General features: G+C 70.9%; 20 protein-coding genes. 7 read left to right on the top strand and 13 right to left on the bottom strand.

Annotation, left to right across the window (positions count from 1 at the left end):
- Positions 1 to 5 precede the first annotated feature (5 nt).
- The 7 genes from ABUW04_RS13965 to ABUW04_RS13935 form a co-directional block, all read right to left on the bottom strand.
- Complete coding sequence (locus ABUW04_RS13965) at positions 6 to 1,535, bottom strand: cytochrome ubiquinol oxidase subunit I (protein WP_030254842.1); 1,530 nt, start codon at positions 1,533 to 1,535, stop codon at positions 6 to 8.
- A gap of 214 nt (positions 1,536 to 1,749) precedes the next feature.
- Positions 1,750 to 3,222: a sensor histidine kinase gene (locus tag ABUW04_RS13960; RefSeq protein ID WP_380564759.1), complete on the bottom strand. Its 1,473-nt coding sequence runs from the start codon at positions 3,220 to 3,222 to the stop codon at positions 1,750 to 1,752.
- Positions 3,197 to 3,931, bottom strand: a complete 735-nt coding sequence (locus ABUW04_RS13955; protein ID WP_030254835.1) for a response regulator transcription factor — start codon at positions 3,929 to 3,931, stop codon at positions 3,197 to 3,199. The genes ABUW04_RS13960 and ABUW04_RS13955 overlap by 26 nt, the downstream gene beginning before the upstream one ends.
- Positions 3,932 to 4,031: 100 nt before the next feature.
- The gene (locus ABUW04_RS13950; protein WP_380564757.1) at positions 4,032 to 4,691 is read right to left on the bottom strand and encodes a hypothetical protein; all 660 of its coding nucleotides are present in this window, start codon (positions 4,689 to 4,691) and stop codon (positions 4,032 to 4,034) included.
- A 28-nt stretch (positions 4,692 to 4,719) separates the two neighbouring features.
- Positions 4,720 to 5,931: an ABC transporter permease gene (locus tag ABUW04_RS13945; protein WP_380522840.1), complete on the bottom strand. Its 1,212-nt coding sequence runs from the start codon at positions 5,929 to 5,931 to the stop codon at positions 4,720 to 4,722.
- Entirely contained in the window at positions 5,928 to 6,806 is an 879-nt protein-coding gene (locus ABUW04_RS13940; protein WP_084714334.1) for an ABC transporter ATP-binding protein, read from the bottom strand. Before ABUW04_RS13940 ends, ABUW04_RS13945 begins: the two co-directional genes overlap by 4 nt.
- Positions 6,803 to 8,368 (bottom strand): efflux RND transporter periplasmic adaptor subunit, encoded by a 1,566-nt coding sequence (locus ABUW04_RS13935; RefSeq protein ID WP_380564755.1) that lies wholly within the window; start codon positions 8,366 to 8,368, stop codon positions 6,803 to 6,805. Before ABUW04_RS13935 ends, ABUW04_RS13940 begins: the two co-directional genes overlap by 4 nt.
- A gap of 215 nt (positions 8,369 to 8,583) precedes the next feature.
- Here ABUW04_RS13935 and ABUW04_RS13930 point away from each other — a divergent pair, with 215 nt between their 5' ends.
- Positions 8,584 to 9,162: a hypothetical protein gene (locus ABUW04_RS13930; protein WP_380564754.1), complete on the top strand. Its 579-nt coding sequence runs from the start codon at positions 8,584 to 8,586 to the stop codon at positions 9,160 to 9,162.
- Between the two features lie 21 nt (positions 9,163 to 9,183).
- Here the strand turns inward: ABUW04_RS13930 and ABUW04_RS13925 are convergent, their stop codons facing one another.
- The 5 genes from ABUW04_RS13925 to hisC form a co-directional block, all read right to left on the bottom strand.
- Positions 9,184 to 9,834, bottom strand: coding sequence for a hypothetical protein (locus ABUW04_RS13925; RefSeq protein WP_380564753.1), 651 nt, complete (start codon positions 9,832 to 9,834; stop codon positions 9,184 to 9,186).
- A gap of 67 nt (positions 9,835 to 9,901) precedes the next feature.
- Positions 9,902 to 11,113 carry an ABC transporter permease gene (locus tag ABUW04_RS13920; protein ID WP_380522844.1) on the bottom strand — a complete coding sequence of 404 codons (1,212 nt, stop codon included), beginning with the start codon at positions 11,111 to 11,113 and terminating at the stop codon, positions 9,902 to 9,904.
- On the bottom strand, positions 11,110 to 12,003 hold the full coding sequence (locus ABUW04_RS13915; RefSeq protein WP_380564752.1) for an ABC transporter ATP-binding protein: 894 nt from the start codon (positions 12,001 to 12,003) through the stop codon (positions 11,110 to 11,112). Before ABUW04_RS13915 ends, ABUW04_RS13920 begins: the two co-directional genes overlap by 4 nt.
- On the bottom strand, positions 12,003 to 13,361 hold the full coding sequence (locus ABUW04_RS13910) for an efflux RND transporter periplasmic adaptor subunit (RefSeq protein WP_037595368.1): 1,359 nt from the start codon (positions 13,359 to 13,361) through the stop codon (positions 12,003 to 12,005). The genes ABUW04_RS13915 and ABUW04_RS13910 overlap by 1 nt, the downstream gene beginning before the upstream one ends.
- Before the next feature lie 238 nt (positions 13,362 to 13,599).
- Complete coding sequence (gene hisC, locus ABUW04_RS13905; protein ID WP_380564751.1) at positions 13,600 to 14,697, bottom strand: histidinol-phosphate transaminase; 1,098 nt, start codon at positions 14,695 to 14,697, stop codon at positions 13,600 to 13,602.
- Between the two features lie 288 nt (positions 14,698 to 14,985).
- On the opposite strand from hisC, the gene ABUW04_RS13900 reads away from it, so the two are divergent.
- The 3 genes from ABUW04_RS13900 to ABUW04_RS13890 all read left to right on the top strand — a co-directional run bounded on the left by ABUW04_RS13900 (position 14,986) and on the right by ABUW04_RS13890 (position 18,903).
- Entirely contained in the window at positions 14,986 to 16,101 is a 1,116-nt protein-coding gene (locus ABUW04_RS13900) for a LacI family DNA-binding transcriptional regulator (RefSeq protein WP_030254813.1), read from the top strand.
- A gap of 133 nt (positions 16,102 to 16,234) precedes the next feature.
- Positions 16,235 to 17,434 carry a metallophosphoesterase gene (locus tag ABUW04_RS13895; RefSeq protein ID WP_380564750.1) on the top strand — a complete coding sequence of 400 codons (1,200 nt, stop codon included), beginning with the start codon at positions 16,235 to 16,237 and terminating at the stop codon, positions 17,432 to 17,434.
- 371 nt (positions 17,435 to 17,805) lie between these two features.
- Positions 17,806 to 18,903 (top strand): hypothetical protein, encoded by a 1,098-nt coding sequence (locus ABUW04_RS13890; RefSeq protein ID WP_051725377.1) that lies wholly within the window; start codon positions 17,806 to 17,808, stop codon positions 18,901 to 18,903.
- Positions 18,904 to 18,936: 33 nt separating this feature from the next.
- Here the strand turns inward: ABUW04_RS13890 and ABUW04_RS13885 are convergent, their stop codons facing one another.
- Positions 18,937 to 19,968, bottom strand: coding sequence for an aspartate-semialdehyde dehydrogenase (locus ABUW04_RS13885; protein WP_380564749.1), 1,032 nt, complete (start codon positions 19,966 to 19,968; stop codon positions 18,937 to 18,939).
- Positions 19,969 to 19,979: 11 nt separating this feature from the next.
- On the opposite strand from ABUW04_RS13885, the gene ABUW04_RS13880 reads away from it, so the two are divergent.
- The 3 genes from ABUW04_RS13880 to ABUW04_RS13870 all read left to right on the top strand — a co-directional run bounded on the left by ABUW04_RS13880 (position 19,980) and on the right by ABUW04_RS13870 (position 25,175).
- Complete coding sequence (locus ABUW04_RS13880; protein WP_380564748.1) at positions 19,980 to 20,219, top strand: hypothetical protein; 240 nt, start codon at positions 19,980 to 19,982, stop codon at positions 20,217 to 20,219.
- Positions 20,220 to 20,436: 217 nt separating this feature from the next.
- On the top strand, positions 20,437 to 22,800 hold the full coding sequence (locus ABUW04_RS13875; protein ID WP_380564747.1) for a right-handed parallel beta-helix repeat-containing protein: 2,364 nt from the start codon (positions 20,437 to 20,439) through the stop codon (positions 22,798 to 22,800).
- A 113-nt stretch (positions 22,801 to 22,913) separates the two neighbouring features.
- The gene (locus ABUW04_RS13870; protein ID WP_063757511.1) at positions 22,914 to 25,175 is read left to right on the top strand and encodes a right-handed parallel beta-helix repeat-containing protein; all 2,262 of its coding nucleotides are present in this window, start codon (positions 22,914 to 22,916) and stop codon (positions 25,173 to 25,175) included.
- Positions 25,176 to 25,231: the final 56 nt, after the last annotated feature.

The raw sequence follows: 25,231 nt of genomic DNA, 5'->3' as shown, positions 1-25,231 counted from the left end.
TCTCCTCAGTACGCGAAGGCGAGGGGCTGGTCGGCGTCGCCGGACGGGCCGCGGAGGGTGGGGTCCTGGCTCGGGGGTTCCTCGTCGGTGGGGCCGGCCTTGGCGTAGGTGATCATGAGGCGGATCTCGATCACGGCCAGGAGGGCGTAGAGGAGGGTGAAGATGGTGAGCGAGGTGATCTGTTCGCCGACGGAGACGGTCGGAGAGACCGCCTCGGCGGTGGTGATCAGGCCGTAGACGGCCCAGGGCTGACGGCCCATCTCGGTGAAGATCCAGCCCCAGGAGTTGGCGATCAGCGGGAAGCCCATGGTGAGGATGGCGATCCGCCAGGCCCACTTGTTGAGGAACGGGTTGAGCTCCTTGGTTCTGGTGAGCATCAGCAGCGGGATCTCGGATTCGCCGCGGCGGTGCTCGGGGGCCAGCCAGAAGCGCTTGCGGGTCAGCCAGAGACCGGCGGCGGCGATGGCGAAGGAGGTCATCCCGAAGCCGATCATCCAGCGGAAGCCCCAGAAGGCGGTCGGGATGTTGGGCTCGTAGCTGGGGGCCTTGTCCCCGTACTTGGCCCGTTCCTGGGCCTGCACGTCGTTGATGCCGGGGACGGCGTCGTGGAAGTTGCTGGTCGCCAGGAACGAGAGCAGTCCGGGGATGGTGAGCTCTATGGTGTTCCGGCCCTCGTTGACGTTGCCGTAGGCGAAGATCGAGAACGGGGCCGGCTGCTGGGTGTCCCAGAGGGCTTCGGCGGCGGCCATCTTCATGGGCTGCTGACGGAACATCACCTTGCCCAGGCTGTCGCCGCTGACGGCGGTGCCGATGCCGAAGATCACCGCGATCACCAGGCCCAGGCGCAGGCTGGCGCGCATGGCGCCGATCTTGGCGGAGTCGGTCTCCTGCAGCCGGTGCTGGCGGCGCAGCTGGTACGCGGCGATGCCGACCATGAAGGCTCCGCCGGTCAGGAAGGACGCCATCATCGTGTGGAAGACCACGACCAGGGTGGTCTCCTGGAAGAGCACCTTGCCGATGTCGGTCAGCTGGGCCCGGCCGTTGGCGCCGATGGTGTAGCCGACCGGGTGCTGCATCCAGGAGTTGGCGGCCAGGATGAAGTAGGCGGAGAGGATGGTGCCGATGGCGACCATCCAGATGCAGCCCAGGTGGATCTTCTTCGGCAGCCGCTCCCAGCCGAAGATCCACAGGCCGATGAAGGTGGACTCGAAGAAGAAGGCGAGCAGGGCCTCCATCGCGAGCGGCGCCCCGAAGACGTCGCCGACGAACTTGGAGTAGGCGGACCAGTTCATGCCGAACTGGAACTCCTGGACGATCCCGGTGGCCACCCCGAGTGCGAGGTTGATCAGCAGGAGCTTGCCCCAGAACTTGGTGGCCTTGAAGTACTTGGCCTTGTCGGTGCGGACCCAGGCGGTCTGCAGTCCTGCGGTGAGTGCGGCCAGGCTGATCGTCAGGGGGACGAAGAGGAAGTGGTACACGGTGGTGATGCCGAACTGCCAGCGCGCCATCGTCTCGTGGGCGAGTGCCAGCTCCACGTCGGTGCCTCCCTCGGTCGTGTTCTGAACGATTGTCATGCCTAGTTATGCATTTTTTGCCGTTTCCACAGCGCAGGCACGACGCGATCGCTCTCTTGTGAACGTGAACACATTCACAAAGTATTATGACCTACGGGTTTTCGAAGCTTGCAGGGGGGTCCCCGGTTCAGTTGCAGCCCCCAGGGGCGCGGGGAACTGCGCGCCCAGCCAGGTACTAGCGCGCAGCCGGGATCCGTACTCGGAACACCGCGCCTTCGCCGGGGGTGGTGAGCAGGTCGACCTGCCCGTGGTGGGCTGCGGTGAGGGCGGAGACGATGGCCAGGCCGAGGCCCGCGCCGCCGCCGTCCTGGCGGCTGCGGGAGGAGTCGACGCGGTAGAAGCGCTCGAACACCCGGGCGGCCTGGTCCGGGGTCAGCCCCGGGCCGTTGTCGGCGACCTCGATGACGCCCTGGCCGTCGACGGTGCCGACGCCGATGCGTACCGCGGTGCCCCGCGGGGTGTGCTTGACGGCGTTGCCGACCAGGTTGGTGACCACCTGACGGAGCCGGGCCTCGTCGCCCAGGACCAGGGCGGCGGTCGGGGCGGTGCTGCCGCCGGGGCCGGTGAGTGCGACCGGGCGGGTGGGGTCCAGTGCGGTGGTGTCGTGCAGGGCGTCGGCGGCCAGGGTGCGCAGGTCCATCGGCGCCAGTTCCAGGGGGCGCTGCTCGTCCAGGCGGGCCAGCGTGAGCAGGTCCTCGACCAGGCCGCCCATCCGCAGCGCCTCGCTCTCGATCCTGGCCATGGTGCGCTTGATGTCGGCCTCCTCGCTCAGCGCCCCCATCCGGTAGAGCTCGGCGAAGCCGCGGATCCCGGCCAGCGGGGTGCGCAGCTCGTGGGAGGCGTCGGCGACGAAGCGCCGCATCCGGTCCTCGGAGGCGGCCCGGGCGGCGAAGGCCGACTCGATCTGGGCCAGCATGGAGTTGAGCGAGCCGGCCAGCCGGCCGACCTCGGTGCGCTGGGAGCCTTCCGGCATCCGGTGCGACAGGGTCTGCCCGGCGGCGATCTCGGTGGCGGTGGCCTCGATCCGGCGCAGCGGCTTGAGGCCGCGGCGGACCGCGAACCAGCCGGCCAGCCCGATCAGCAGGACCACCGCGGCACCGATGGCGAGGAAGCCCTCGTCGAACTTGGCCACCGTGGCGTCGGTGTCGTCCAGCGAGGAGGCGACCACCACGGTGACCTTGATGCCGTCCTCGGTCCGCTGCTGCATCAGCACCCGCCAGCTGCCGCCGCCGTGGTTGCTGGGGACCGTGAACGGCTTGTCCAGATGTGCGCTCACCTGGTCGGCGCTGAGCGCCGGGAGGCTGGGGACCGGGTCGGAGGCGGTCACCAGCTGGTCCAGAAAGGGACGGTAGCTGCCGTCGGGCTCACGGATGGTGATGACGAACTTGCTGGGCAGGGTGGGGCTGCCGTTGTCGCGGCCCTTCGGCGGCGCCCAGAGCCGCCCGCTGTTGGGGGCCACCACCCGGCGCATCTGGTCGTCGACCCGCTGCACCAGCTGGTAGCGGACCGTGGTCAGCACCAGCGTGTCGCTGACCGCGAGACCGAGGGTGACCAGCGCGATCGCCAGCACCAGCAGCCGGCCGCGGAGCGACAGCCGGCGCCCGACCGCGCCGCGGGCCCGGTTAAGCAGGCGGACGACGAAGGACATAGCCGATTCCCCGGACGGTGTGGATCAGCTTGGGGTGTCCGTTGGCGCCGGAGTCGACCTTGCGCCGCAGGTAGGAGATGTAGGACTCGACGATGCTGAGGTCCCCGCCGAAGTCGTAGGCCCAGACGTGGTCCAGGATCTGCATCTTGGACACCACCCGGCCGGTGTTGCTCATCAGGTACTCCAGCAGCTTGAACTCGGTCGGCGAGAGCGAGACCTGGTTGCCGCCGCGGACCACCTGGTGGCCGACCGGGTCGAGTTCGAGGTCGGCCACCACCAGCCGGCCCGCGTCGGCCGGGCCGCCGGTGCGGCGCAGGATCGCCCGGATCCGGGCGATCAGCTCCTCCAGGCTGAAGGGCTTGGTGACGTAGTCGTCGCCGCCCGCGGTCAGGCCGCTGATCTTGTCGTCCACGCCGTCCTTGGCGGTGAGGAAGATCACCGGGATCCGGTCGCGCTCGCCGCCGCGGCCGGCCGGGGTGCCCGGCTGCTCGTCCCGCAGCCGCCGGACCACGGCGAAGCCGTCCATGTCCGGCAGCATCACGTCCAGCAGCACCAGGTCGGGCCGCTGCCTGGCGACGGCGGCCACGGCCTCGGCGCCGGAGGCGGCGGAGGAGACGTTGAAGCCCGCGAAGCGGAGCGAGGCCGAGAGCAGTTCCCGGATGTTCGGTTCGTCGTCGACGACCAGGAGACTGGCTTCGGTGCTGTCCATGTGCGGCCCCTGACAGGTAAGACGGAGGGTGAGGGGGTTGAATCCAAGACGGTTGCACTGTGCACCGTATGGGTCCTGGATGAGGAACAGCTAAACGTCCTTATCCGCCGGTCGTCCCGCCGCCGAAGCCGCCTGCGCCGAAGCCCCCCGCCGTGGTGGTCGCGCCCTCGCTGACGGTGGTCGCGGCCAGGTTCCCGGAGGAGTCGGTGGTGCCCCGGACGGTGACCGTCTCCCCCGCCTTGAGGTCGCCGACCTTGCCGGTGCTGGAGAGGGTGACCTTGGTGGAGCTGCCGGTGGTGACCTTCACGATGTTGCCGGAGGAGTCGGTGAGGTAGACCGTGCTGCCGTCGACCAGCTTGACCGTGCCGGTGGTGGCTCCGCCGGCGGTGCCGGTGCCGGCTCCCAGTCCGCCGGTGCCGGCCGCCCCGCCGGCCGCGCCGCGGGTGAAGCCGGCGAAGCCGCCGGCGGCCGCGGTCGTGGCGGCCGGCTTGACGTTCTTCTCGACCATCGCGCCGCCGGCGAAGGCGATCGCGGCGATCACGCCGCCGGCCAGCGCCAGGGTCAGCCAGGGCAGCTTGCGCCGCGGCGGCGCGGCCAGCTCGCCGACGATGTCGCGGGTGTCCGGGGGCTCGGCGAGGATCTCCTCCGGGCTGAGCTCGGAACCGGCCACCACGTCGAGCACCTGGGTGGGCTCCTCCTCGCGCAGGCCGGGGACGAACGAGTCGTTCGCCTTCACGAGTTCGCCGTGTCGTCCGGCCATGTCCGTTGTCCCCTCAGATGTGTGACGGTCACTCATGACGCAGCGCCTCGATCGGGCGCAGGCTCGCCGCCCGGCTGGCCGGATAGCTGCCGAAGAACAGGCCGATCGCGACGGCGATGCCGAAGGCCCCGTACACCGACTCGGGGATCACCACCGGCTTGATTCCGACGATCTTGAAATGCGCCCCGATCAGTGCGGCGGCGACCCCCAGTCCGCCGCCGACCAGGGAGAGCAGGGTCGACTCGGCCAGGAACTGGGAGAGGATGACGCCCTTGGGGGCGCCGATGGCCTTGCGGATGCCGATCTCCCTGGTCCGCTCGGTGACCGTGACCAGCATGATGTTGGTGATCCCGATCCCGCCGACCAGCAGCGAGATCGCCGCCACCGCCCCCAGCAGCACCGTGAAGGTCTGGTCGGTGGAGGTGCGGGTGGTCAGCAGCGAGGTCTGGCTGGAGACCCGGAAGTCCACCGCGCTGGCGCTGGTGATGGAGTGCTGGCCCATCAGGATCGTGGTGATCTCGTTGGTGGCGTTGGTGGTGGCGTCCGCGGTGGTGGCCTCGACCAGGATCTGGCTGAGCGAGCCGCTGAACCCGGTGAAGGCGTTCTGGACGGTCGGCAGCGGCGCGATGATGGTGTCGTCCGGGTCCTGGAAGCCGGTGCCGCCCTTGGTGGCCAGCTCGCCGACCACGGTGAACGGGGTGCCGCCGAGGGTGATCACCTTGCCGATCGGGCTGACCGTGCCGAACAGGTCGGTGGCGGTGGTGGAGCCGATCACCGCGACCTTGCGGGAGTTGAGCACATCGTCGTTGCTGAAGTAGTCGCCCTTGTCGACCTTGCTGTTGGAGGCCTCGAAGTAGGCCGGGTAGGTGCCGACCACGGAGCTGACGGTGTGCGAGGTGCCCTCGTAGATCGCCGTCTGCGAGGTGCTGACCTCGGGTGCCACGCCCTTGATGTCCGGGGCCTGGCTGGTGTCCGCCAGCGCCCTGGCGTCGTCCACGGTCAGCGGCTTGATGGTGGTCGCGGTGGAGGTGCTCGACCCCGAACCCGAGGTGACCGTCAGCGAGTTGGTGCCGAGGGCCTGGATGGCGTCCTTGACCGCCTGCGAGGAGCCGTTGCCGACCGCCAGCAGCAGGATCACGGCGGCGACGCCGATCAGGATGCCCAGCATGGTCAGCCCGGAGCGGATCTTGTTGGCGGCCAGGCCGCCGAAGGCGAAGCGCAGGGTCTGGAAGGGGTTCACCGGTCGCCTCCGTTCGCGTGGGCCCGTACGTGGCCGATGTGCAGGGTGTGCGAGGCGAACTCCTCGGGGTCCTGCAGGGCGGGCGGCAGGCCGTGCAGCGGTGCCTGCCGGATGTCCTCGTAGATCTGGCCGTCGACCAGCCGGACCACCCGCTTGGCGTGCCGGGCCACCTCGTCCTCGTGGGTGATCAGGACGATGGTGCGGCCGGCTGCGTTGAGGCGGTCGACGATGGCCAGGACGTCGTCCGTGCTGCGGCTGTCGAGGTTTCCGGTCGGCTCGTCGGCGAGCAGCATGGCCGGGCTGGTCACCAGGGCCCGGGCGACGGCCACGCGCTGCTGCTGGCCGCCGGAGAGCTCGTTGGGGCGGTGGTCGGCGCGGTCGGCCAGGCCGACCAGGGTGAGCGCGGCCATCGCCCGGCGGCGGCGCTCGGCGGCCTTCACTCCGGCGTAGGCGAGCGGGAGTTCGACCTGGGCCAGCGCGGTGGTGCGCGGGACCAGGTTGAAGGACTGGAAGATGAAGCCGATCTTGCGGTTGCGCACCAGCGACAGCTGGTGTTCGTCCAGGTAACCGACGTCGATGCCGTCCAGCAGGTAGCGGCCGGAGGTGGGGGCGTCCAGGCAGCCCAGGATGTTCATCAGGGTTGATTTCCCGGAACCCGAGCTGCCCATGATGGCGACGAAGTCGCCCTGGTAGATCGTCAGGTCGACGCCCTGCTCCACGCCCTGGTCGTCGACCGGGCCGGCCAGGGCGTGCACCGCGGCGTCGCCGTGGCCGTAGGTCTTGACCAGACGGCGCACCGCCAGGATCGGCACCGGGCCGCGCGGGACCGGCGGCTCGGCCGGCGGTGGCTGCTGCGGCCTGCTGCGCAGCCTCATCCCCGACCACCGCCCAGACCGCCGACGGCGGCGCCGCCGGCCGTGCCGGTGCGGGTTCGTCCGGTGCCGCCGGGGAAGCCGCCGGCCGGGAAGCCGTTGCTGCCGGTGGTGGACACCACGGTCAGCTGCACCTTCTGGCCGAGCTGGACGCCGCTGGTGATCTGCACCTCGGTGTCGCCCTGGATGCCCACGGTGACGGGGGTGCGGGTGGTCGTGCCGTTCGCGTTGACGACGGTCACCGTGCTGTTGGCGCCGGTGCCGGTGACCGCGGTGGTCGGCACCCAGAGCGCGTTCTGGGCCTCGCCGGTGGTCACCTGGACGCTGGCGCTCAGGCCGGTGCGCAGGTTGGAGGTGTCGCTGGTGATCGCCAGCAGCGCCGCGTACTGCACCGCGCTGCTGGAGCTGCCGCCGGAGCTGGAACTGCTGACCGGCAGCGAGCTGATGGAGAGCAGCTTGGCGGTGAGCGTGGTGCCGGTCTCGGCGTTCAGGGTGACCGTGGCGGCCTGGCCGGACTTCAGCTTGAGCGCGTCCGACTCGGAGAAGTCCGCGGAGACCTCCATCCCGGTGGGGTTGGTGATCACCACGAAACCGCTGAGGGTGGAGGAGGAACTGCTGCTGCTACTGCTCGAACTGCCACTGCCGCCGGAACCGGAGCCGCCGGAGCTGGTGGTGCCGGACACCGTGTCGCCGACCTTGCCGGTGACCGACGCGACCGTGCCGCTGACCGGGGCCTTCAGCACCGTGCCGTCCACCGCGCGCTGGGCGGCGTCGACGGAGTTCTGCGCGGTGGTGACCTGCTGCTCGGCCGAGGCCAGCTGGGCCGGGTCGACCGAGGGCGTGGCGCTCGCGGTGACGTCCGTGACATAGCCGGCGTCCTGGACGGTGGCGGCCTTGCTATTCGACGCGGAGGCCGAGGCGGACGCGGAGGCGGAGGCGCTCGCGGAGGCGCTGGCGGACGGGCTCGGCCTGGCCGAGGCCGACGGGCTGGTGGTCGGGGTGGCGCTGCGGCCGCCGGTGCTGGAGCCACCGCTGCTGCTGCCGCCCGAGGTGCCGCCGGTGCTGGTGTACCCGGTGGTGCTGCCCCCGGTGGTACCACCGCTGCTGCTGCCGCCGCTGGTGCTGCTGCCGCCGGAGGAGCTGCCGCCACCGCTGTTGTTGTTGCTGCTGGTGGCCGTGCCGTCCTCCACCGCGGTCAGGTTCGCCTGCGCGGAGGTGAGCTGGGCCTGCGCCTCGGTCAGCGTCTCGTTCGCCGTGGTCGGGTCGACCTTCGCCAGGACCTGCCCGGCGGTGACCTTCTGACCTGCGGTGACGTCCACCTCGGTGAGTGTGCCGCCAGTGGTGAAATTCACACCGGCGTCGGTCGGCGAGGTCAGCGAGCCGGAGCCTGAGACCGTGGCCGTCACCGTTCCCTGCTCGACGGTGGCCGTTCGGGCCGTGCTCTTGGCGGTGCTGCTACTGCCGTTGTTCACGGTCGCGTACGCGGCCCCCGCTCCGGTGACCAGCACCAGGGCGAGGACGGAGTTCAACAGGACGGCTTTCCGCCGTCGTGGGAGCACCTTCATGGCGCACAGACTGGCCCGGTCGCCCTGTCATGCTCTGCGAGTGGTCTGGGAGTTCCCTGTGTGCCGTACGCCGTGCCCGGGCGGCCATAAGCTGACATACAACGCATAGCTGCCGTCCAGCCGGCTGCTACGGTCCTCGGCTACGCTCCGGCTCACAGGCAATTGCCAGACGGCGTCCAGGCGTCCCCCACCCCGGTACGGTTCTGTCTGGCGTCATGACCGCACTCCACCCTCGCGCCCTCGCGGCAGCCGGAGTCCTGAGCCTCGGCGCTCTGGTGCTGTCCGGCTGCTCCTCGTCCGGCACGGCCGCTTCGGCCCAGCCCAACTCGTCGGCCTCGGGCAGCGCCCAGGACTCGGCGTACCGGAACTGCCTGTCCCAGCACGGAGTCACCCTGCCCAGCGGTCGACCCGGCGGCGCCGGGGCGAGCGGCCGACCGAGCGGCTTCCCCAGCGGTGCCAGGCCCAGCGGCGTCCGTCCCAGCGGCGGCTACGGCGGTGGGGGCTTCGGCTTCGGCGGTGCCTCGGCCAACCCCAGCACGCAGGCCGCGATCCAGGCCTGCGCCTCGGACCGCCCGAGCGGCGCCGCCGGGTTCGGCGGCGGCAGGGGCGGCGGCTTCAACAGCACCGACCTGGCCGCGTTCACCAGCTGCATGAAGGACCACGGGGTGACCGTGGCGGCGAACGGCCTGCGCTCGCTGAACACCACCGACCCCAAGACCGCGGCCGCCTACAAGACCTGCAAGGTGCTGCTGCCGACCAGGAGCAGCAGCCCCTCCCCCAGCGCGACCGGCTGACGCCTCCATCCGGGGCCGCCGTCAGCCCGAGGTGGTCGGGGCGGCCTCGGTGACCGTGGTCGCAGCGACGCTGCCGGAGCTGTCCGTGGTGCCCTCGACCGTCACGGTCTGACCCGGGGTCAGGTCCGTGGTCTTGCCGGTCTTGGTCGTGGTCACCTTGGTGGAGCTCTTGGTCGTCACCTTGATCACGCTCCCGGAGCTGGTGGTCAGGTAGACGGTGCTGCCGTCGACCAGCTTCACCGTGCCGGAGGTCGAGCTGGTGGACGAGCCGGTGCCGGTGCCGCCGGTGCCGCCGGGGGCGCCGCCGCCGAACCCGCCGCCCGCACCCTCGGCGCTGAACCCGCCGGGGGCCGCGCCGGTGCGGGCGAACCCGGCGCCGGCCGTGCTGCTGGTGCTCGGGTTCTGCTTCTCGTAGTAGGCGCCGCCGGCGAAGCCCAGTCCGGCGATCATGCCGGCGAACAGCAGCATGCTGAGCAGCGGCAGCTTGCGGCGCGGGGGTTCGGCCAGTTCGGCGCTGATGTCGCGGGTGTCCGGGGGTTCGGCGAGGATCGCCTCCGGGTCCTCGCCGCCGGGCAGCGCCGGCACGGCGGAACCGGCCTCGTAGGGCACCGGAAGGTTGACCACCGGTACCCGGGCCGTGGTGGCGAGTTCCTCGGACTGCTTGGCAGCCATGGTCGGTGTCCTCTCTCCGTGATGGGGCCTGTCGTTCACGGCGCCGTTCGCGCCGTCCTTGGTGCCGTCACTCATGGCGCAGCGCCTCGATGGGCCGCAGGCTCGCCGCCCGGTTGGCCGGGTAGCTGCCGAAGAACAGGCCGATGGCGACGGCGATGCCGAACGAGCCCCAGACCGAGGCCGGCATGATCACCGGCTTGATGCTGACGATGGTGAAGTTGGTCCCGATCAGCGCCACGATGACGCCGAGCCCGGCGCCGAACACCGACAGCAGCACCGCCTCGGCCAGGAACTGGCTGAGGATGACGCCCTTGGGGGCGCCGATGGCCTTGCGGATGCCGATCTCCCTGGTCCGCTCGGTGACCGTGACCAGCATGATGTTGGTGATCCCGATCCCGCCGACCAGCAGCGAGATCGCCGCCACCGCCCCCAGCAGCACCGTGAAGGTCTTGTTGGTCGAGGCCTGGGTGCTCAGCAGCGAGGTCGCGCTGCTGATCTGGAAGTCGGCCGCGGTGGCGCTGGTGATGCCGTGCTGGTTCATCATGATGGTGCTGATCTCGCTGGTGGCCGCCGTGATGGCGGACGAGGAGGTCGCCTCCACCACGATCTGGGTGAGCGAGCCGAAGCCGGTGAAGGCGTTCTGCACGGTGGTCAGCGGTGCGACCACCACGTCGTCGGACGAGGTCAGGCCGGTGCTGCCCTTGGTGGCCAGCACTCCGACCACCTTGAACGGGGTGCTGCCGATGGTGATGGTCTTGCCGACCGGGTCGACCGTGCCGAACAGGTCGGTGGCGGTGGTGGAGCCGATCACCGCGACCTTGCGGTCGTTCAGGATGTCGTCGTTGCTGAAGTAGTCGCCCTTGTCGACCTTGCTGTTGGTCGCCTCGAAGTACCCGGTGTAGGTGCCGATGATGGAGCTGACCGAGTGCGAGACGCCCTGGTAGATCGCCGTCCCCGAGGTGCTGACCTCGGGCGCGACGCTCTTGATGTCGGGGGCCTTGGTGGTGTCGGCCAGCGCCGTGGCGTCCGAGACGGTCAGCGGCTTGGTGCTGGTCGCGGTGGAGGTGCTGCTGTTCCCGGTACCCGAGGTGATGGTCAGTGAGTTGGCGCCGAGCGAGGTGATCGACGCCTTGACCGCCGCCGAGGAGCCGTTGCCCACGGCCAGCAGCAGGATCACGGCGGCGACGCCGATCAGCACGCCGAGCATGGTGAGCAGGGACCGGATCTTGTTGGCGGCCAGGCCGCCGAGGGCGAAGAGCAGGGTCTGGAAGGGGTTCATCGGGCCCCTCCGACCGCGTTGGCCCTGACGTTCTGGACGTGCAGGGTGTGCGAGGCGAACTCCACCGGGTCCAGCAGGGCGGGGGGAAGCCCGTGCACCGGGGCCTGCCGGATGTCCTCGTAGATCTGGCCGTCGACCAGTCGGACCACCCGCTTGGCGTGCCGGGCCACCTCGTCCTCATGGGTGATCAGCACGACCGTGCGGCCGGCGGCGTTGAGGCGGTCGACGATGGCCAGCACGTCGTCGGTGGAGCGGCTGTCCAGGTTGCCGGTCGGCTCGTCCGCGAGCAGCATCGCCGGGCTGGTCACCAGGGCCCGGGCGACCGCCACGCGCTGCTGCTGACCGCCGGAGAGCTCGTTGGGGCGGTGGTCGGCGCGGTCGGCCAGGCCGACCAGGGTGAGCGCGGCCATCGCCCGCCGGCGGCGCTCCGACTTGCGCACCCCCGCGTAGGCGAGCGGGAGTTCGACCTGGGCCACCGCGGTGGTGCGCGGGACCAGGTTGAAGGACTGGAAGATGAAGCCGATCTTGCGGTTGCGCACCAGCGACAGCTGGTGCTCGTCCAGGTAACCGACGTCGATCCCGTCCAGCAGGTAACGGCCGGAGGTCGGGACGTCCAGGCAGCCCAGGATGTTCATCAGCGTCGACTTGCCGGAACCCGAACTGCCCATGATGGCGACGAAATCGCCCTCGGTGATGGTCAGGTCGACCCCCTGGGGGTTGCCCTCCAGGTCCTCGGGGCCGCGGAGCGCGTGCACCGCGGCGTCGCCGAAGCCGTACGACTTGACCAGCCGGCGCACCGCGATGACCGGCGGCCGGGCCTTGGGCGCCTCGGCCTGGGCGGCCTTGTCGGCCTTGGTGCGCCTGGCCAGGGCCGAGTGCAGGGGCGACATCACCTACCACCGCCGGCGGCGGCCCCACCGCGGGCACCGCCGGCCGCGCCGGCGCCGCCGCCGAAGCCGCCGCCTGCCGCGCCGCCGCCCGGGAAGCCGTTGTTGGTGGAGGTGGAGACCGTGGTCTCCTTGACCTTCTGACCCTCGGTCAGACCGCTGACGATCTGGATGCCGCTGGTCCCCTCGACGCCCACGGTCACCGAGGTGGTGGTGGTGCTGCCGTCGGCGTTGATCAGCTGGACCGTCCTGGTCGTCCCGGTGCCGGTCACCGCCGCGGTCGGCAGGTAGAGCGCGTTGTCGGCCTCACCGGTGGCCACCGCGACCGTGGCCGAGAGGCCGGTGCGCAGGTTGCTGGTGTCACTGGTGATCTTCAGCACCGCCTCGTACTCCACCGCGCTGCTGGAGCTGCCGCCGGTGCTCGACGAGGAGCTGACCGGCAGCGAGCTGACCGAGACGACCTTGGCGTTCAGGGTGGTGTTGGACTCGGCGTTGAGCGTGACCGTGGCGCCCTGGTTCTTCTTCAGCTTGAGCGCGTCGGTCTCCGAGAAGTCCGCGGTGACCTGCATCCCGCTGGGGTTGGTGATCACCACGAAGCCGGTGGGCGTGGTCGAGCTGCTGCTGCTCGTGCTGGTGGTGCCGGAGCTGGAGCCCGAGCTGGAGACCGTGTCGCCGACCTTGTTGCTCACCGAGGCCACGGTGCCGCTGACGCTGGCCTTCAGCACGGTGCCGTCCACCGCGGTCTGCGCGGCGGTGACGGCGTTCTCCGCCTGGGTGACCGCGGACTTCGCGGAGGCCACGGCGCTGGCGCTGACCGTGGTGGTGGTCTTCGTGGTGGCGGTGGCCGTGGCGGTGGGCGTCGCACCGGAGGTGGTACCGGTGGAGCCGCTGGAGCCCCCGCTGCCGCCGGAGGAACCGCCGGAGCCGCTGGAGGTGTTCGAGGTGCTGGCGACCGTCGTGGTGGTGGTCGTCCCCTCCTCGGCGGAGGTCAGGTTGGCCTTGGCCGACACCAGCGCCGCCTCGGCCTGGGTCAGCGTGGCGTCGGCGTCGGTGGGGTCGACCTTGGCCAGTACCTCGCCCTTGGTGACCTTGTCACCGGCCTGGACGTAGACCTTGGTGACCGTCCCGCCGGTGACGAAGCTGTCGCCGGCGTCCGAGGGCGAGACCAGGCTCCCCGAGCCGGACACCGTCGCGAGCACGGTGCCCTTCTCCACGGTCGCCGTCGTACTGGTGCTGCTGCTCGCCTTGGTGCTGGAGGAGGTCCCGACGGCTGCGTAGGCAGCCCCGGCCCCGGCCAACAGACCCACCGCGAGCAGGGAGTTGAGCAGGACGGCCCTGCGCCGTCGTGGAAGCGCCTTCATGGCCGGGACTCTGGCCGGGCTTGCCAGCGATCCGCTGGACGGTTCCTGAGAGTCTGCTGACAGCCGCGTCGGCCGCAAAACCGACAACCCGGACCAACTCCCCTGTCAGCGCCGTCGATTCTTACCTTCGGCGACGCCCGGGGGCCTCCGGCTACCAGCAAGCCCCTAATCTCCGGACAGGCCCCTGCTAAGCGTCGGCCTCCCCCGCCACCGGGCGGGGGAAGCCGGGGGCTGCCTGTTACAGGCCCTTGCGGAACACTCCGGCAGTCTCCACGAACAGGTCGTTCGCCTCGACCTCGCCGATGCTGACCCGCACGCCCTCCCCGGCGAACGGCCGGACCACGACGCCGGCCGCCTCGCAGGCCGCCGCGAACTCCAGGGTCCGTTCGCCCAGCCGCAGCCAGACGAAGTTGGCCTGCGAGTCCGGCACCGTCCAGCCCTGGGCGGTGAGCGCGGCGACCACCCTGGTGCGCTCGTCGACCAGCGCGTCCACCCGTCGCAGCAGCTCCCGCTCGGCGCGCAGCGAGGCCACCGCCGCGTCCTGGGCGAGCTGGCTGACGCCGAACGGCACCGCGGTCTGCCGCAGCGCCGCGGCGACCGGCTCGTGCGCGACGGCGAAGCCGACCCGCAGCCCGGCCAGCCCGTACGCCTTGGAGAAGGTGCGCAGCACGCAGACATTGGGGCGGTCGCGGTAGAGGTCGATGCCGTTGGGCACCTCGCCGTCGCGGACGAACTCGCAGTAGGCCTCGTCCAGCACCACCAGGACGTCGGCCGGTACCGCGTCCAGGAAGCGCTCCAGCTCGTCCCGGCGGACCGCGGTCCCGGTCGGGTTGTTGGGGTTGCAGACGAAGATCAGCCGGGTGCGCTCGGTGACCGCCGCCAGCATGGCGTCCAGGTCGTGCCCGTCGCCCTCGGTCAGCGGCACCTGCACCGAGGTGGCACCGCTGATCTGGACGATGATCGGGTAGGCCTCGAACGAGCGCCAGGCGTAGACGACCTCGTCGCCCGGGCCCGAGGTGGCCTGCAGCAGCGACTGGGCCACGCCGACCGAGCCGGTGCCGGTGGCGATGTGCGACTCGGGCACCCCGAACCGCTGGGCGAGCTCGGCGACCAGCGCGCTGACACCCATGTCCGGGTAGCGGTTGAAGCTGTCGGCGGCGGCGACCGCGGCCTCCAGGACGCCGGGCAGCGGCGGGTACGGGTTCTCGTTGGAGGACAGCTTGTAGGCGGGCGCGCCATCGCCGCCGGCGGCCGGCTTGCCCGGCTTGTAGGCCGGAATGCCCCGCAGGGCCTCGCGCAGACGGGGGCCCTGCTGCGGCTGTGGAGTCTCGCTCACGTGGTCTTCCTTCGTACATCACGCCGTGCACCTCGCCGTGCACCCGGTCGAGATCACCATACGAGCCGATCGGCGATATCTCACCCGTGCGGGTGAGATGTTCCACCCGCTGTCCGCCGAGGCTTCCTCGGCGGCACATGCAGTCCATGCAGGAAACGCAGGTATACGAACCCAACTGGTCGTCCCAGGAAGGGCAAAGGGCATAAATGCTCATGGAGAAACGTATCTTCAACAAACCGTCCCAGACCCCCATCTACTGACGGTGATGAGCCATACGATCGGTCAGACATGACAGCAGCAGCAGCCAACCAGAGCGGCCGGCGACCCACCCACGCCCGGCGCATGGAGCGTGCCGGGATCAGGGATGTCGCCGCCGCGGCGGGGGTGTCCATCACCACCGTCTCCGATGCCCTCAACGGCAAGGGCAGACTCCCCGACGAGACCCGCAGCAAGGTGCGCGAGGTCGCCGAGCGGCTGGGCTACCGCCCGTCCGCGGCCGCGCGGACCCTGCGCACCGGGCGCTCCGGCCTGATCGGTCTCACCGTCACCACCTACGGCCAGGAACCCTTCACCTTCACCGAGTTCGCCTACTTCGCGGAGATGGCCCGGGCAGCCACCTCCGCCGCGCTCACCCGCGGCTACGCGCTGGTGGTCCTGCCGGCCACCTCCCGCCACGACGTCTGGGGCAATGTCGCCCTGGACGGCACCGTGGTGATCGACCCGCCGGACCACGACCCCATGGTCGCCGAGCTCTACCGGCAGGGCCTGCCGGTGGTCAGCGACGGCAGACCGGGCAACTGCCCGGTCACCGCCTGGGTCGACAACGACCACGCCAGCGCCGTCCTGGAGATCCTGGACCACCTGGCCGCCGCCGGCGCCCGCCGGATCGGCCTGCTCACCGGGACCAGCACCGACACCTACACCCGGCTGAGCACCGACGCCTACCTCGGCTGGTGCCACCGGGTCGGCCAGGAACCGCTGTACGAGGAGTACCCGGCGCACGACCCCTGCGCGGGCGCCGTCGCCGCCGACCGGCTGCTGGCCCGCCCGGACCGGCCCGACGCCGTGTACGGCCTCTTCGACCCCAACGGCACCGACCTGCTCGCCGCCGCCCGCCGCTACGGGCTGCGGGTGCCCGAGGACCTGCTGCTGGTCTGCTGCAGCGAGAGCGACGTCTACGCCACCACCGAGCCGCCCATCACCACCCTCTCGCTCAAACCGCAGCGCATCGGCACCACCGTGGTGAACCTGCTCATCGACGCCATCGAGGGCATCGGACCGGTCCCCGGCACCGACACCCCCGAGGGGCAGCTGATGCCCACCGAACTGATCGTCCGTCGCTCCTCACAGCGGCGCCCTCCCCGCACCACAGTCAGCGCACCGCGCGAACCGGGTGAGGAGTAAGAGGTCTTCCGCCTGTCACCGCCGAGAAAAACCATGACAAACGTTCATCTTCGGCGCATCGTCCCACCCGCCTCGCGGGATTGATGCGCCCCAGGTGCGTACACCGCGAAGAGCAGCTTCCTATGATGGGCGAATGACATCGGTGGACCCCTACGCCCGGCCTGACCTGCCGGACCCAGGCCCCCGTACGCCAGAGCGCCCCGACGGGGCTCCCTTCCACGGCGACGGGTCCACGACGTACGACTTCTTCACCCCGCCACCGGAGCGCTACTCCGCCCCGGGCGCCGCACCCGCCCCGGCGGCCCCCGGCCCGGGCTATCCGGCGGCCATGGCCCCGCCGCCCCCACCGCCGGCCCCGGCCCCGCACGACCCGCCGACCCTGGAGCTCGGGCCGCCGCTGGCCGCCGCGCCCGGCGCCCGCCCCGACCCGTACGGCCACGGCCACCCGCCGACCCTGGTCGGACCGCTCGGGCACCAGCCGCACGACAGCCACGAGCCCTACGAGGGCGAGGACCCGGTCGGCCCGCTCTACGTCATCGGCGACATCCACGGCTATCTGCAGGAGCTCCTAGACGGCCTGCACTCCGAGGGCCTCATCGACGACGAGGGCCACTGGTCGGCCGGCCGCGCCCGGGTCTGGTTCCTGGGCGACTTCACCGACCGCGGCCCAGACGGCATCGGCGTCATCGACCTGGTGATGCAGCTGGCCGCCGAGGCCGCCGCCTCGGGCGGCTACTGCCGTGCGCTGATGGGCAACCACGAACTGCTGCTGCTGGGCGCCGACCGCTTCGGCGACGAGGCCGTCCAGTCCAGCGCCGGCACCGCCTCCTTCCTGGCCGCCTGGCGCCTCAACGGCGGGCAGCCCACCGACATGGACCGGCTGGAGGACCACCACGTCGCCTGGCTCACCAGGCTCCCGGCGATGGCCGTCGAGGACGGCCACCTGCTGCTGCACTCCGACACCACCGCCTACCTGGAGTACGGCGACTCGGTCGACGCCGTCAACGACGCCATCCACGAGGTGCTCAACCGCGGCGACGGCGACGAGTGGTGGGACTGCTTCCGCCGGATGACCAAGCGCTTCGCCTTCCGCGGCGACACCGGACCGGCCGCGGCGCACGAACTGCTGGACGTGCTCGGCGGCCGGCGCATCGTGCACGGCCACAGCCCGATCCCCTACCTGCTCGGCGACGCCCCGTCCGAGGACGGACACCCCGCCAAGCAGGTCACCGGACCGCATGTGTACGCGGACGACCTCGCCATCGCCATGGACGGCGGGGTCACCATGGAGGGCGAGGGCCGGCTGCTGATCGCCCGGCTCCCGCTGGCCTGACCGGAGCAGCCTGACCGGAGCCGTCGGGACCCGACGGCCGAGCGCTCGTCGAGCGCTGGCCGAGCGCTGGTCAGGCACAGTCCGACCGCTTTTTCGCCCACGAACCGACGGAATGCCAGCGGCACGTGCCAATGGCATCACGTGCCCCAACTGCCCCGGAAATTCCGGAAACCGACTGTCGACCGGTCCGCGCCGACCTCTACCATCTAAGTCCCTGCTGCTTCCGATCCGCCGTTCCGGACCAGGATGCTGACGGGGCGTACGGGGGACAGGTGGCTCCGATCTCCTCCGGGGGCGACCCCGGACCCCGCGTCAACCCGGAACCAGCGGGCAGGATGCAGAGGGCCGACGAGATGAGGGCTGGGTAGAACATGGACAGCGCTCCGTACCTGCAGGCCGAGGACAAGCTCGACTACGAGCGGATCCTGGAGGAGCTCCTCCACAACGAACAGGTCCGCTCCGCCCTCCGCCGCGCGCCCACCGGACCCAACGCCGAACAGCTGCACACCCGGGCCATGCGCGACTCCGCCACCGTCGCCGGCACCGCGGCCGTCGAGTACTCCTACTTCGTCGAACTGCGCGAGCAGGCCCGGCGCACCGCCCCCGTCCCGGACTGGGAACGCCTGGGCGGCGACGACCCGGCGCAGTGGCAGGAGCCCGAGAGCCCGCTGATCGCCGCCGAGCGGGCCGGACTGGTCCCGCTGGTCGCCGTGCTGCTGCCGATCCTGTCCGGATTCAGCGCGCTGCTGCTGCTCCTGCTCGGCTACGGCCTGCGCGCGGACGGCCAGAGCCTGGGCCAGCCACTGGTCACCGCCGGCCTGGTCGCCGCCGTGATCTGCGTGGCCGCGATCGCCGCCGACATCATCGGACTGCTGCTCACCGCCGCCCGCGACGCCTCGTCCCCGCCCCAGGGCCGCAACCCCGAGCTGTACGCGGAACTCGCCAAGGCCCGCGAGGCCTGGCACAGCGCGCTGCGCGACCGCGGCCTGCTCCCCTACCTGCTGGCCCAGTTGGGCACCACCCCGCGGCCGCCGCGACCGCGGCCGGCCGGCGTCAGCCTGGTCCGGACCCGTCCGCGGCTGGGGTTCACCAGCCCGGGCTTCACCAGCCCCGGACCTGAGCGGATCACCAACGAGCGCGGCGAGGAGATCGAACCGGAGGAGGGCGGCGAGACCCACTTCACCAGCCCGGGCTTCACCAGCCCGGGACCCGAGGGGATCACCAACCAGCGCGGCGAGGAGTTCGAGTCGGACGACGACGAGAGCCACTTCAGCAGCCCCGGGTACAGCAGCCCGACCTTCGAGGTGGTCCGTGACCCCTTCGAGCACCCCGCGCACCCGGCCGTCTCCGCCCCGGCGCCGCCCGTCCCGCCGTCACGGACCCAGGAGGCGAACGGCCACGGGTCCGCCGGCAACCGCTTCCTCCCCAACGCCGACGACGCCGACGCCGAGGAGGAGCAGCAGTCCTGAGCCCGCCGGACCGGACCCGAACAACCCGGCTAGCTACCCGGCCGTGAGCTCGGCGGCGACCAGCTCCGCGATCTGCACCGCGTTCAGCGCCGCACCCTTGCGGAGGTTGTCGTTGGAGATGAACAGCGACAGCCCGTTCTCCGCGGTCTCGTCGGCGCGGATCCGGCCCACGTAGGACGGGTCCTGCCCGGCGGCCTGCAGCGGGGTCGGGATCTCGGACAGCTCCACACCCGGCGCCCCGGCCAGCAGCTCCCGGGCCCGCTCCGGGCTGAGCGGCGTCGCGAACCTGGCGTTGACCTGCAGCGAGTGCCCGCTGAACACCGGGACGCGGACACAGGTGCCAGACACCTTGAGGTCGGGGATCTCCAGGATCTTCCGGCTCTCGTTGCGGAGCTTGTGCTCCTCGTCGGTCTCGTTGAGGCCGTCGTCCACGATCGAGCCCGCCAGCGGCAGGACGTTGAACGCGATGGGGCGGACGTACTGCCTGGGCTCGGGGAAGTCGAGCGCGGCACCGTCGTGGGTCAGTGCGCTGGCCTTGCTGCCGACCGCGTCGATCTGGCCCTGCAGCTCGGCCACGCCGTTGAGCCCGCTGCCGGAGACGGCCTGGTAGGTGGCCACCACCAGCGCGGTGAGCTGCGCCTCGCGGTGCAGCGGCTTCAGCACCGGCATGGCGGCCATGGTGGTGCAGTTGGGGTTGGCGATGATCCCCAGCGGACGGTCCGCGACGGCGTGCGGGTTGACCTCGGAGACCACCAGCGGCACCTGCGGGTTCATCCGCCAGGCGGAGGAGTTGTCGATCACCACGGCGCCGGCCGCGGCGACCTTGGGCGCGAGCTCCTTGGACGTCGCACCGCCGGCCGAGAAGATCACGATGTCCAGGCCGCGGTAGTCGGCAGCGGCCGCGTCCTCCACCGTGACGACGCCGTCCTTCCAGGGCAGCTCCTTGCCGGCCGACCGAGCCGAGGCGAACAGCCGCAGCTCCGTCACCGGGAAGTCCCGTTCCTCGAGGATCCGGCGTACAACGCCCCCGACCTGGCCCGTGGCACCCACAATTCCAATCTTCATACCCACAGCGTATGCGTCCCGCCCGGCTGACCGACCCGAATATCCACCGCCCGGACACCGGCCCCAGGCCCCGCCCCGCAAGTCTTCCGCCGCCCGCACACACGGTCGGGAATTCCTTCGCCCTGGACCGGGTCAAGGTCCTCGTCCTGCTGCCGGACGACATGCACGGCACCACCAGAATGGTCGCCGACTACTTCGAGGTCGGCGTCGAGGCGATCGCTGACGTCCTGTCAAGACCGGGTGGACCGTAAGAGGCAGCCGACGGCCCTCCGTCCGCAGCGGCGGGCGAGCCGGACATACCGACGGACTCATGCCATTCCCGCAGGTCCGGGGTGATCCCTGGCAATTCCCACCCGGAGGGTTCGCCCCGGAACCGTCCGTCCACCACTCATACCAATCTCTCACCTGGAAAGATCACAGCGGAGAGTAATGTGCGGCCGTTATCCATGTCCATCTCGGGGGTCCCTCTTGGCGCCGTACAGATCCGTCGGCCTTGCCATAGCCGCACTCACCGCCTCGCTGGGCCTCCCGGCCCTCGGGACGCCGGTCGCCGTGGCGGCAGCGACCGTACTCCATGTCGACAACAGCACCGGCGCCCACTGCACCGACCAGGGCACCGGCACGCAGGCCGCGCCGTACTGCACCATCTCGGCTGCGGCGCGGGTCGTCCTCCCCGGCCAGACCGTGAGCATCGCGCCCGGTCAGGGCTACAACGAAGAGGTCGACATCACCCGGTCCGGAACGGCGGACGCACCGATCACCTTCGCCGGCCAGCCGGCCGCCCCGGGGAGCGGTGGAAGCTCCTACGCCCTCGTGGGCGACTCCTTCTCGGACAGCAGCAAGGCGGTCCCCTACGCGGTGAAGATCAGCGGAGCCCAGCACGTCGTGGTCCAGGGACTGCTGTTCATGGCCGACGCCGGCGAGGTCCGGGTGGAGAACTCCTCGGACGTCACCGTCCAGCGCAACTTCATGGGGGGCCTGAGCACGGACGCCGCGCAGGTCCAGGTCGCCGGGACGTCAGCCCGGGTCACCGTCAGCCAGAACCAGTTCCAGGACGCGGGCCGCCGCGGTATCGACGTCGCCGCCGGGGCGACCGGGACCGTGCTCAGCAGCAACCTGATCCCCACCGGCGGTGAGAACTCCATCACCGTCACGGACGCGCCCGGAACCGTGGTCACGGGCAACACCCTGATGTCCGGCTGCGCGCCGGCCCTGGTGCTGGCCGGGGCGTCCACCGGAGCGACCGTCGAGAACAATGTGGTCGAGGCCGCGCAGTACGAGACGGCACCGGCCCAGGCCTGCCCGGCCGGCTCCAGCGACACCGGGATCACCGTCGCATCCGGTTCGACCAGCGGTACCAAGGTCGCCTACAACGTCATCGACCCCAAGAGCGGCGGTTCGGCCTACTCCTGGGCCGGAACCAGGTACTCGACCGTCGCGGCCTTCACGTCGGCCAGCGGACAGGGCTCGCACGACCTGGTCGCCGACCCGCTGATCGCCGGGGACAACGGCTACCCCGACCGCAAGTCGCCGGTGATCGACTCCGCCGACGCCAACGCCCCCGGCGAGACGGCCACCGACTTCGACGGTGTCTACGCGCAGCCGCGCCTGGACGTCAGGACCGTGGCCAACACCGGTACCGGGGTGGGCTACTACGACCGCGGAGCCGACGAGTTCAGCGGCGTCGGCTCCTCGTACACCCCGGTCGCCCCGGTGCGCGTGCTGGACACCCGGGCCGCCGTCGGCGTGGCCACCACGACCCCGGTCGCGGCCGGCGCCACGGTGAACCTGCCGCTGGCGGGCACGCACGGCATTCCGACCGACGTCCAGAAACTCGCGGTCGTCCTCAACGTCACCGTGGCCAACACCAGCGCCGCCGGATACCTGTCGGCGTTCTCCCTCTACGACGGCGCCCAGCCCGGCGGTCCCGCGCTCTCGACCCTGACCTGGAGCAAGGGACAGGTCATCGCCAGTTCGGTCACGCTCCCGATCAACGAGAACAGCGTCTCCTTCACCAACCACAGCTCGGGGACGGTGGCCATCGTCGCCGACCTGTCCGGCTACTACGCCATGGACGGCACCAGCGGCTTCAGCGCGCTGCCGCCGAGCCGGATCCTGGACACCCGCAGCGCCGTGGGTGTGTCCACCAGGACACCCGTCCCCGCCGGCGGCGTCATCTCGGTGCCGGTCAGAGGTGTCGGCGGCGTGCCCGCCAATGCCACCGCGGTCGTCCTGAACGTCACCGGGACGCAGCCCACCAAGTCCACCTACGTGTCCGTGTACCCCGACGGGCAGAGCCGTCCGACCGTCTCCAACCTCAACCTGAGCGCGGGTCAGACGCTGCCGAACCAGGTGATCGTGCCGGTCGGCGCCGACGGGAAGGCCAGCTTCTACAACTACAACGGCAGCGTGCACCTGGTCGCCGACGTGGCGGGTTACTACAGTCCGACCGCGGTGCAGACCTTCCACCCGTCCAACGGCTACAACTTCCTCGACACCAGGACCGCGCTCGGCGTGTCGACGACCACACCGCTGGGAGCGGGCGCGACGGTCTCCGTCCTGCCGTACAACTCCCAGTTCATCAACCAGGGCGACACCGTGAGCGCGGTGGTGCTCAACATGACGGTGACCCGGCCGACCTCCGCCGGATACCTCACCATGTACGCGGCCGGCAAGGCCCGGCCCACGGCGTCCAACCTCAACTGGGTGAGCGGGCAGACCGTCTCCAACCAGGTGACGGTCCCGGTGGGGACGGGCAGCAAGGTCAACATCTTCAACTACGCAGGCACCGTCCATGTGATCGGTGACTACGCGGGCTACTTCGCCCCCTGACCCTCACCCCGACGGGGGCCGCCCCACTCCGCCGAACCGGCGCGGGGGCGGCCCCCGTCGGCTGCCACGCGTCACCACCCTGCTCCGCACACCCAGACCTCCCGGGGGACCCCATGCGCCGCAAACGAATCGCACCACCGGCCGCGCTGCTCATCGGCGCCGCCCTCGCTCTGCCCGCGCTCACCGGCACCGGCACCGCGGACGCCGCCACCGGCACGCTGTACGTGAACAATGCCGCCGGGGCCCACTGCAGCGACAAGGGCACCGGTACCCAGGCCGTGCCCTACTGCACGGTCGTCGCCGCCGCGGCCGCGGTCCAGCCCGGCCAGACCGTGCTGGTCTCCTCCGGGACGTACCCGCAGGAGCTGGACATCACCCGCTCCGGCACCGCCACCGCGCCGATCACCTTCAAGGGACTGCCCGGGGAGTACGGCGGGGACAGCTCACTGCCGCAGATCGGGGACGCCAGCGACCCGTCGACCTCCACGCTCCACGGAATCCTGGTCAAGGGCGCCCAGCACGTGGTGATCGACGGCTTCAGCCCCGTCGGCCAGTACGACTCGATCGGGGTCACCGGCGGATCCCAGAACGTCACCGTCGAGCGCAGCGTCCTGACCACCACCGGGATCGCGGTGTCCGGTTCCAGCGGCACCGTGGTGACGACCAACGTCCTGCGCAACATCGAGTACGCGGGCGTCTCCGTGACCAAGTCCCCCGGCACCGTGGTGACCGGCAACACGGTGACCAGCTGGTGCGAGAGCGGCATCCAGTTCGACGGTGCCTCCCCCAACGGTGTCGTCGAGAACAACATCGTGGACTCCGCCGCCCTCGGCAGCCCCGGTGACGCGGCCTGCCCGGCCGGCTCGCAGGACACCGAGGTCCTGGTGCCGACGGGTTCCACGACCGGGACCAAGGTGGCCTACAACTTCCTCGGCACCAAGAGCGGCGGCCCGGCGTACCAGTGGGGCGCGAAGACCTACACCAGCGCCGCCGCCTTCGCGGCCGCCAGCGGCCAGGGCTCCCACGACGTCCTGGGCGACACCGGTGCGGTGGGCGACTCGTCGCAGAACACCGTCGCCGTGGACTCCGCCGACGCCGGGGCACCCGGTGAGCTGAGCACCGACATCCTCGGCAACCCCCGGGTGGACGTCCGCTCGGTGCCCAACACCGGCACCGGCGTGGGCTACTACGACCGCGGTGCGGAGGAGACGAGCACCGGCAACTCCTACGCCCCGATGTCACCGGTGCGGGTGCTCGACACCCGTTCCGCCGTCGGTGTCAGCACCACCACTCCGGTGGCCGCCGGCAAGTCGGTCACCCTGGACCTCAGCGGCACCCACCGGATCCCGGCCGGCGCCGAGGCCGTCGCCCTGAACGTGACGGCGACCGGTGGCAGCACCAACGGGACGCTCAAGGTCACCCCGACCCACCCGTACGACGGTGGGGGGGACCAGGTGCCGATCGACCAGATCAAGGCGGTCAACCTGACCTGGAGCCGCGGTGAGAACGTCGCCAACATGGTGACGGTGCCGGCCGGCAGAGACACGGTCACCTTCACCAACACCGGTTCGGGCACCGTCCACATCGTGGCCGACCTGGAGGGCTACTTCTCCCAGACCGCCCCGAACGGCTACAACACCACAGGACCGGTCCGCATCCTGGACACCCGCGCCGCCAAGGGCGTGCCCGGAACCGCACCGATCGGCTCCGGCAGGACCGTCGCCCTCCCGGTCACCGGAAGCAACGGGGTCCCCGCCAACGCCACGGCGGTCGTGCTCAACGTGACGGTCACCCGCCCGACCACCGGCGGATACCTGACCGTCTACCCGGACGGGATCGCCCGGCCGGTCGTCTCCAACCTCAACTTCTCCGCCGGTCAGACCGTCCCCAACCTGGTCATCGTCCCGGTGCACAACGGAAAGATCGACTTCTACAACTACTCCGGCAGCACCCACGTGATCGCCGACCTCCAGGGCTACTTCAGCCCGGGCGGCCTCTCCACCTTCGATCTGTCGACACCGCAGCGGATCCTCGACACCGTCGCCCAGAGCGGGGTGCCGACCGGCCCGACCCCACTGGCGGCCGGCGCCTCCCTGACCGTCGACATCAACGACATGCTCGGCTTCGGGGGCCTCGACACCAAGTCGATCGCACTGAACCTCACCGTGCTGGACACCACCGGCAGCGGCTATCTGACGGTCTACCCCTACGGATCGGCACAGCCCTTCGTCTCCAACGCCAACTGGAACGCCGGACAGAGCGTCTCCAACCTGACGCTGGTGCCCGCGAAGACCGGCAAGGTCGTGATCACCAATCACAGCACCGGCTCGATCGACCTGCTCGGCGACTTCGAGGGCGCGTCCATCAACTTCTGACCGGAACACCTGGACGACGGGAGCCGCCCCGCCCCCCAGGCGGCCCGGCGGGGCCC

This window comes from Streptacidiphilus jeojiensis, from assembly GCF_042510965.1.
Lineage (GTDB): Bacteria > Actinomycetota > Actinomycetes > Streptomycetales > Streptomycetaceae > Streptacidiphilus > Streptacidiphilus jeojiensis.
Note: the sequence above shows the minus strand (reverse complement) of the source record. Positions and strands in the feature narration are given on the sequence as shown.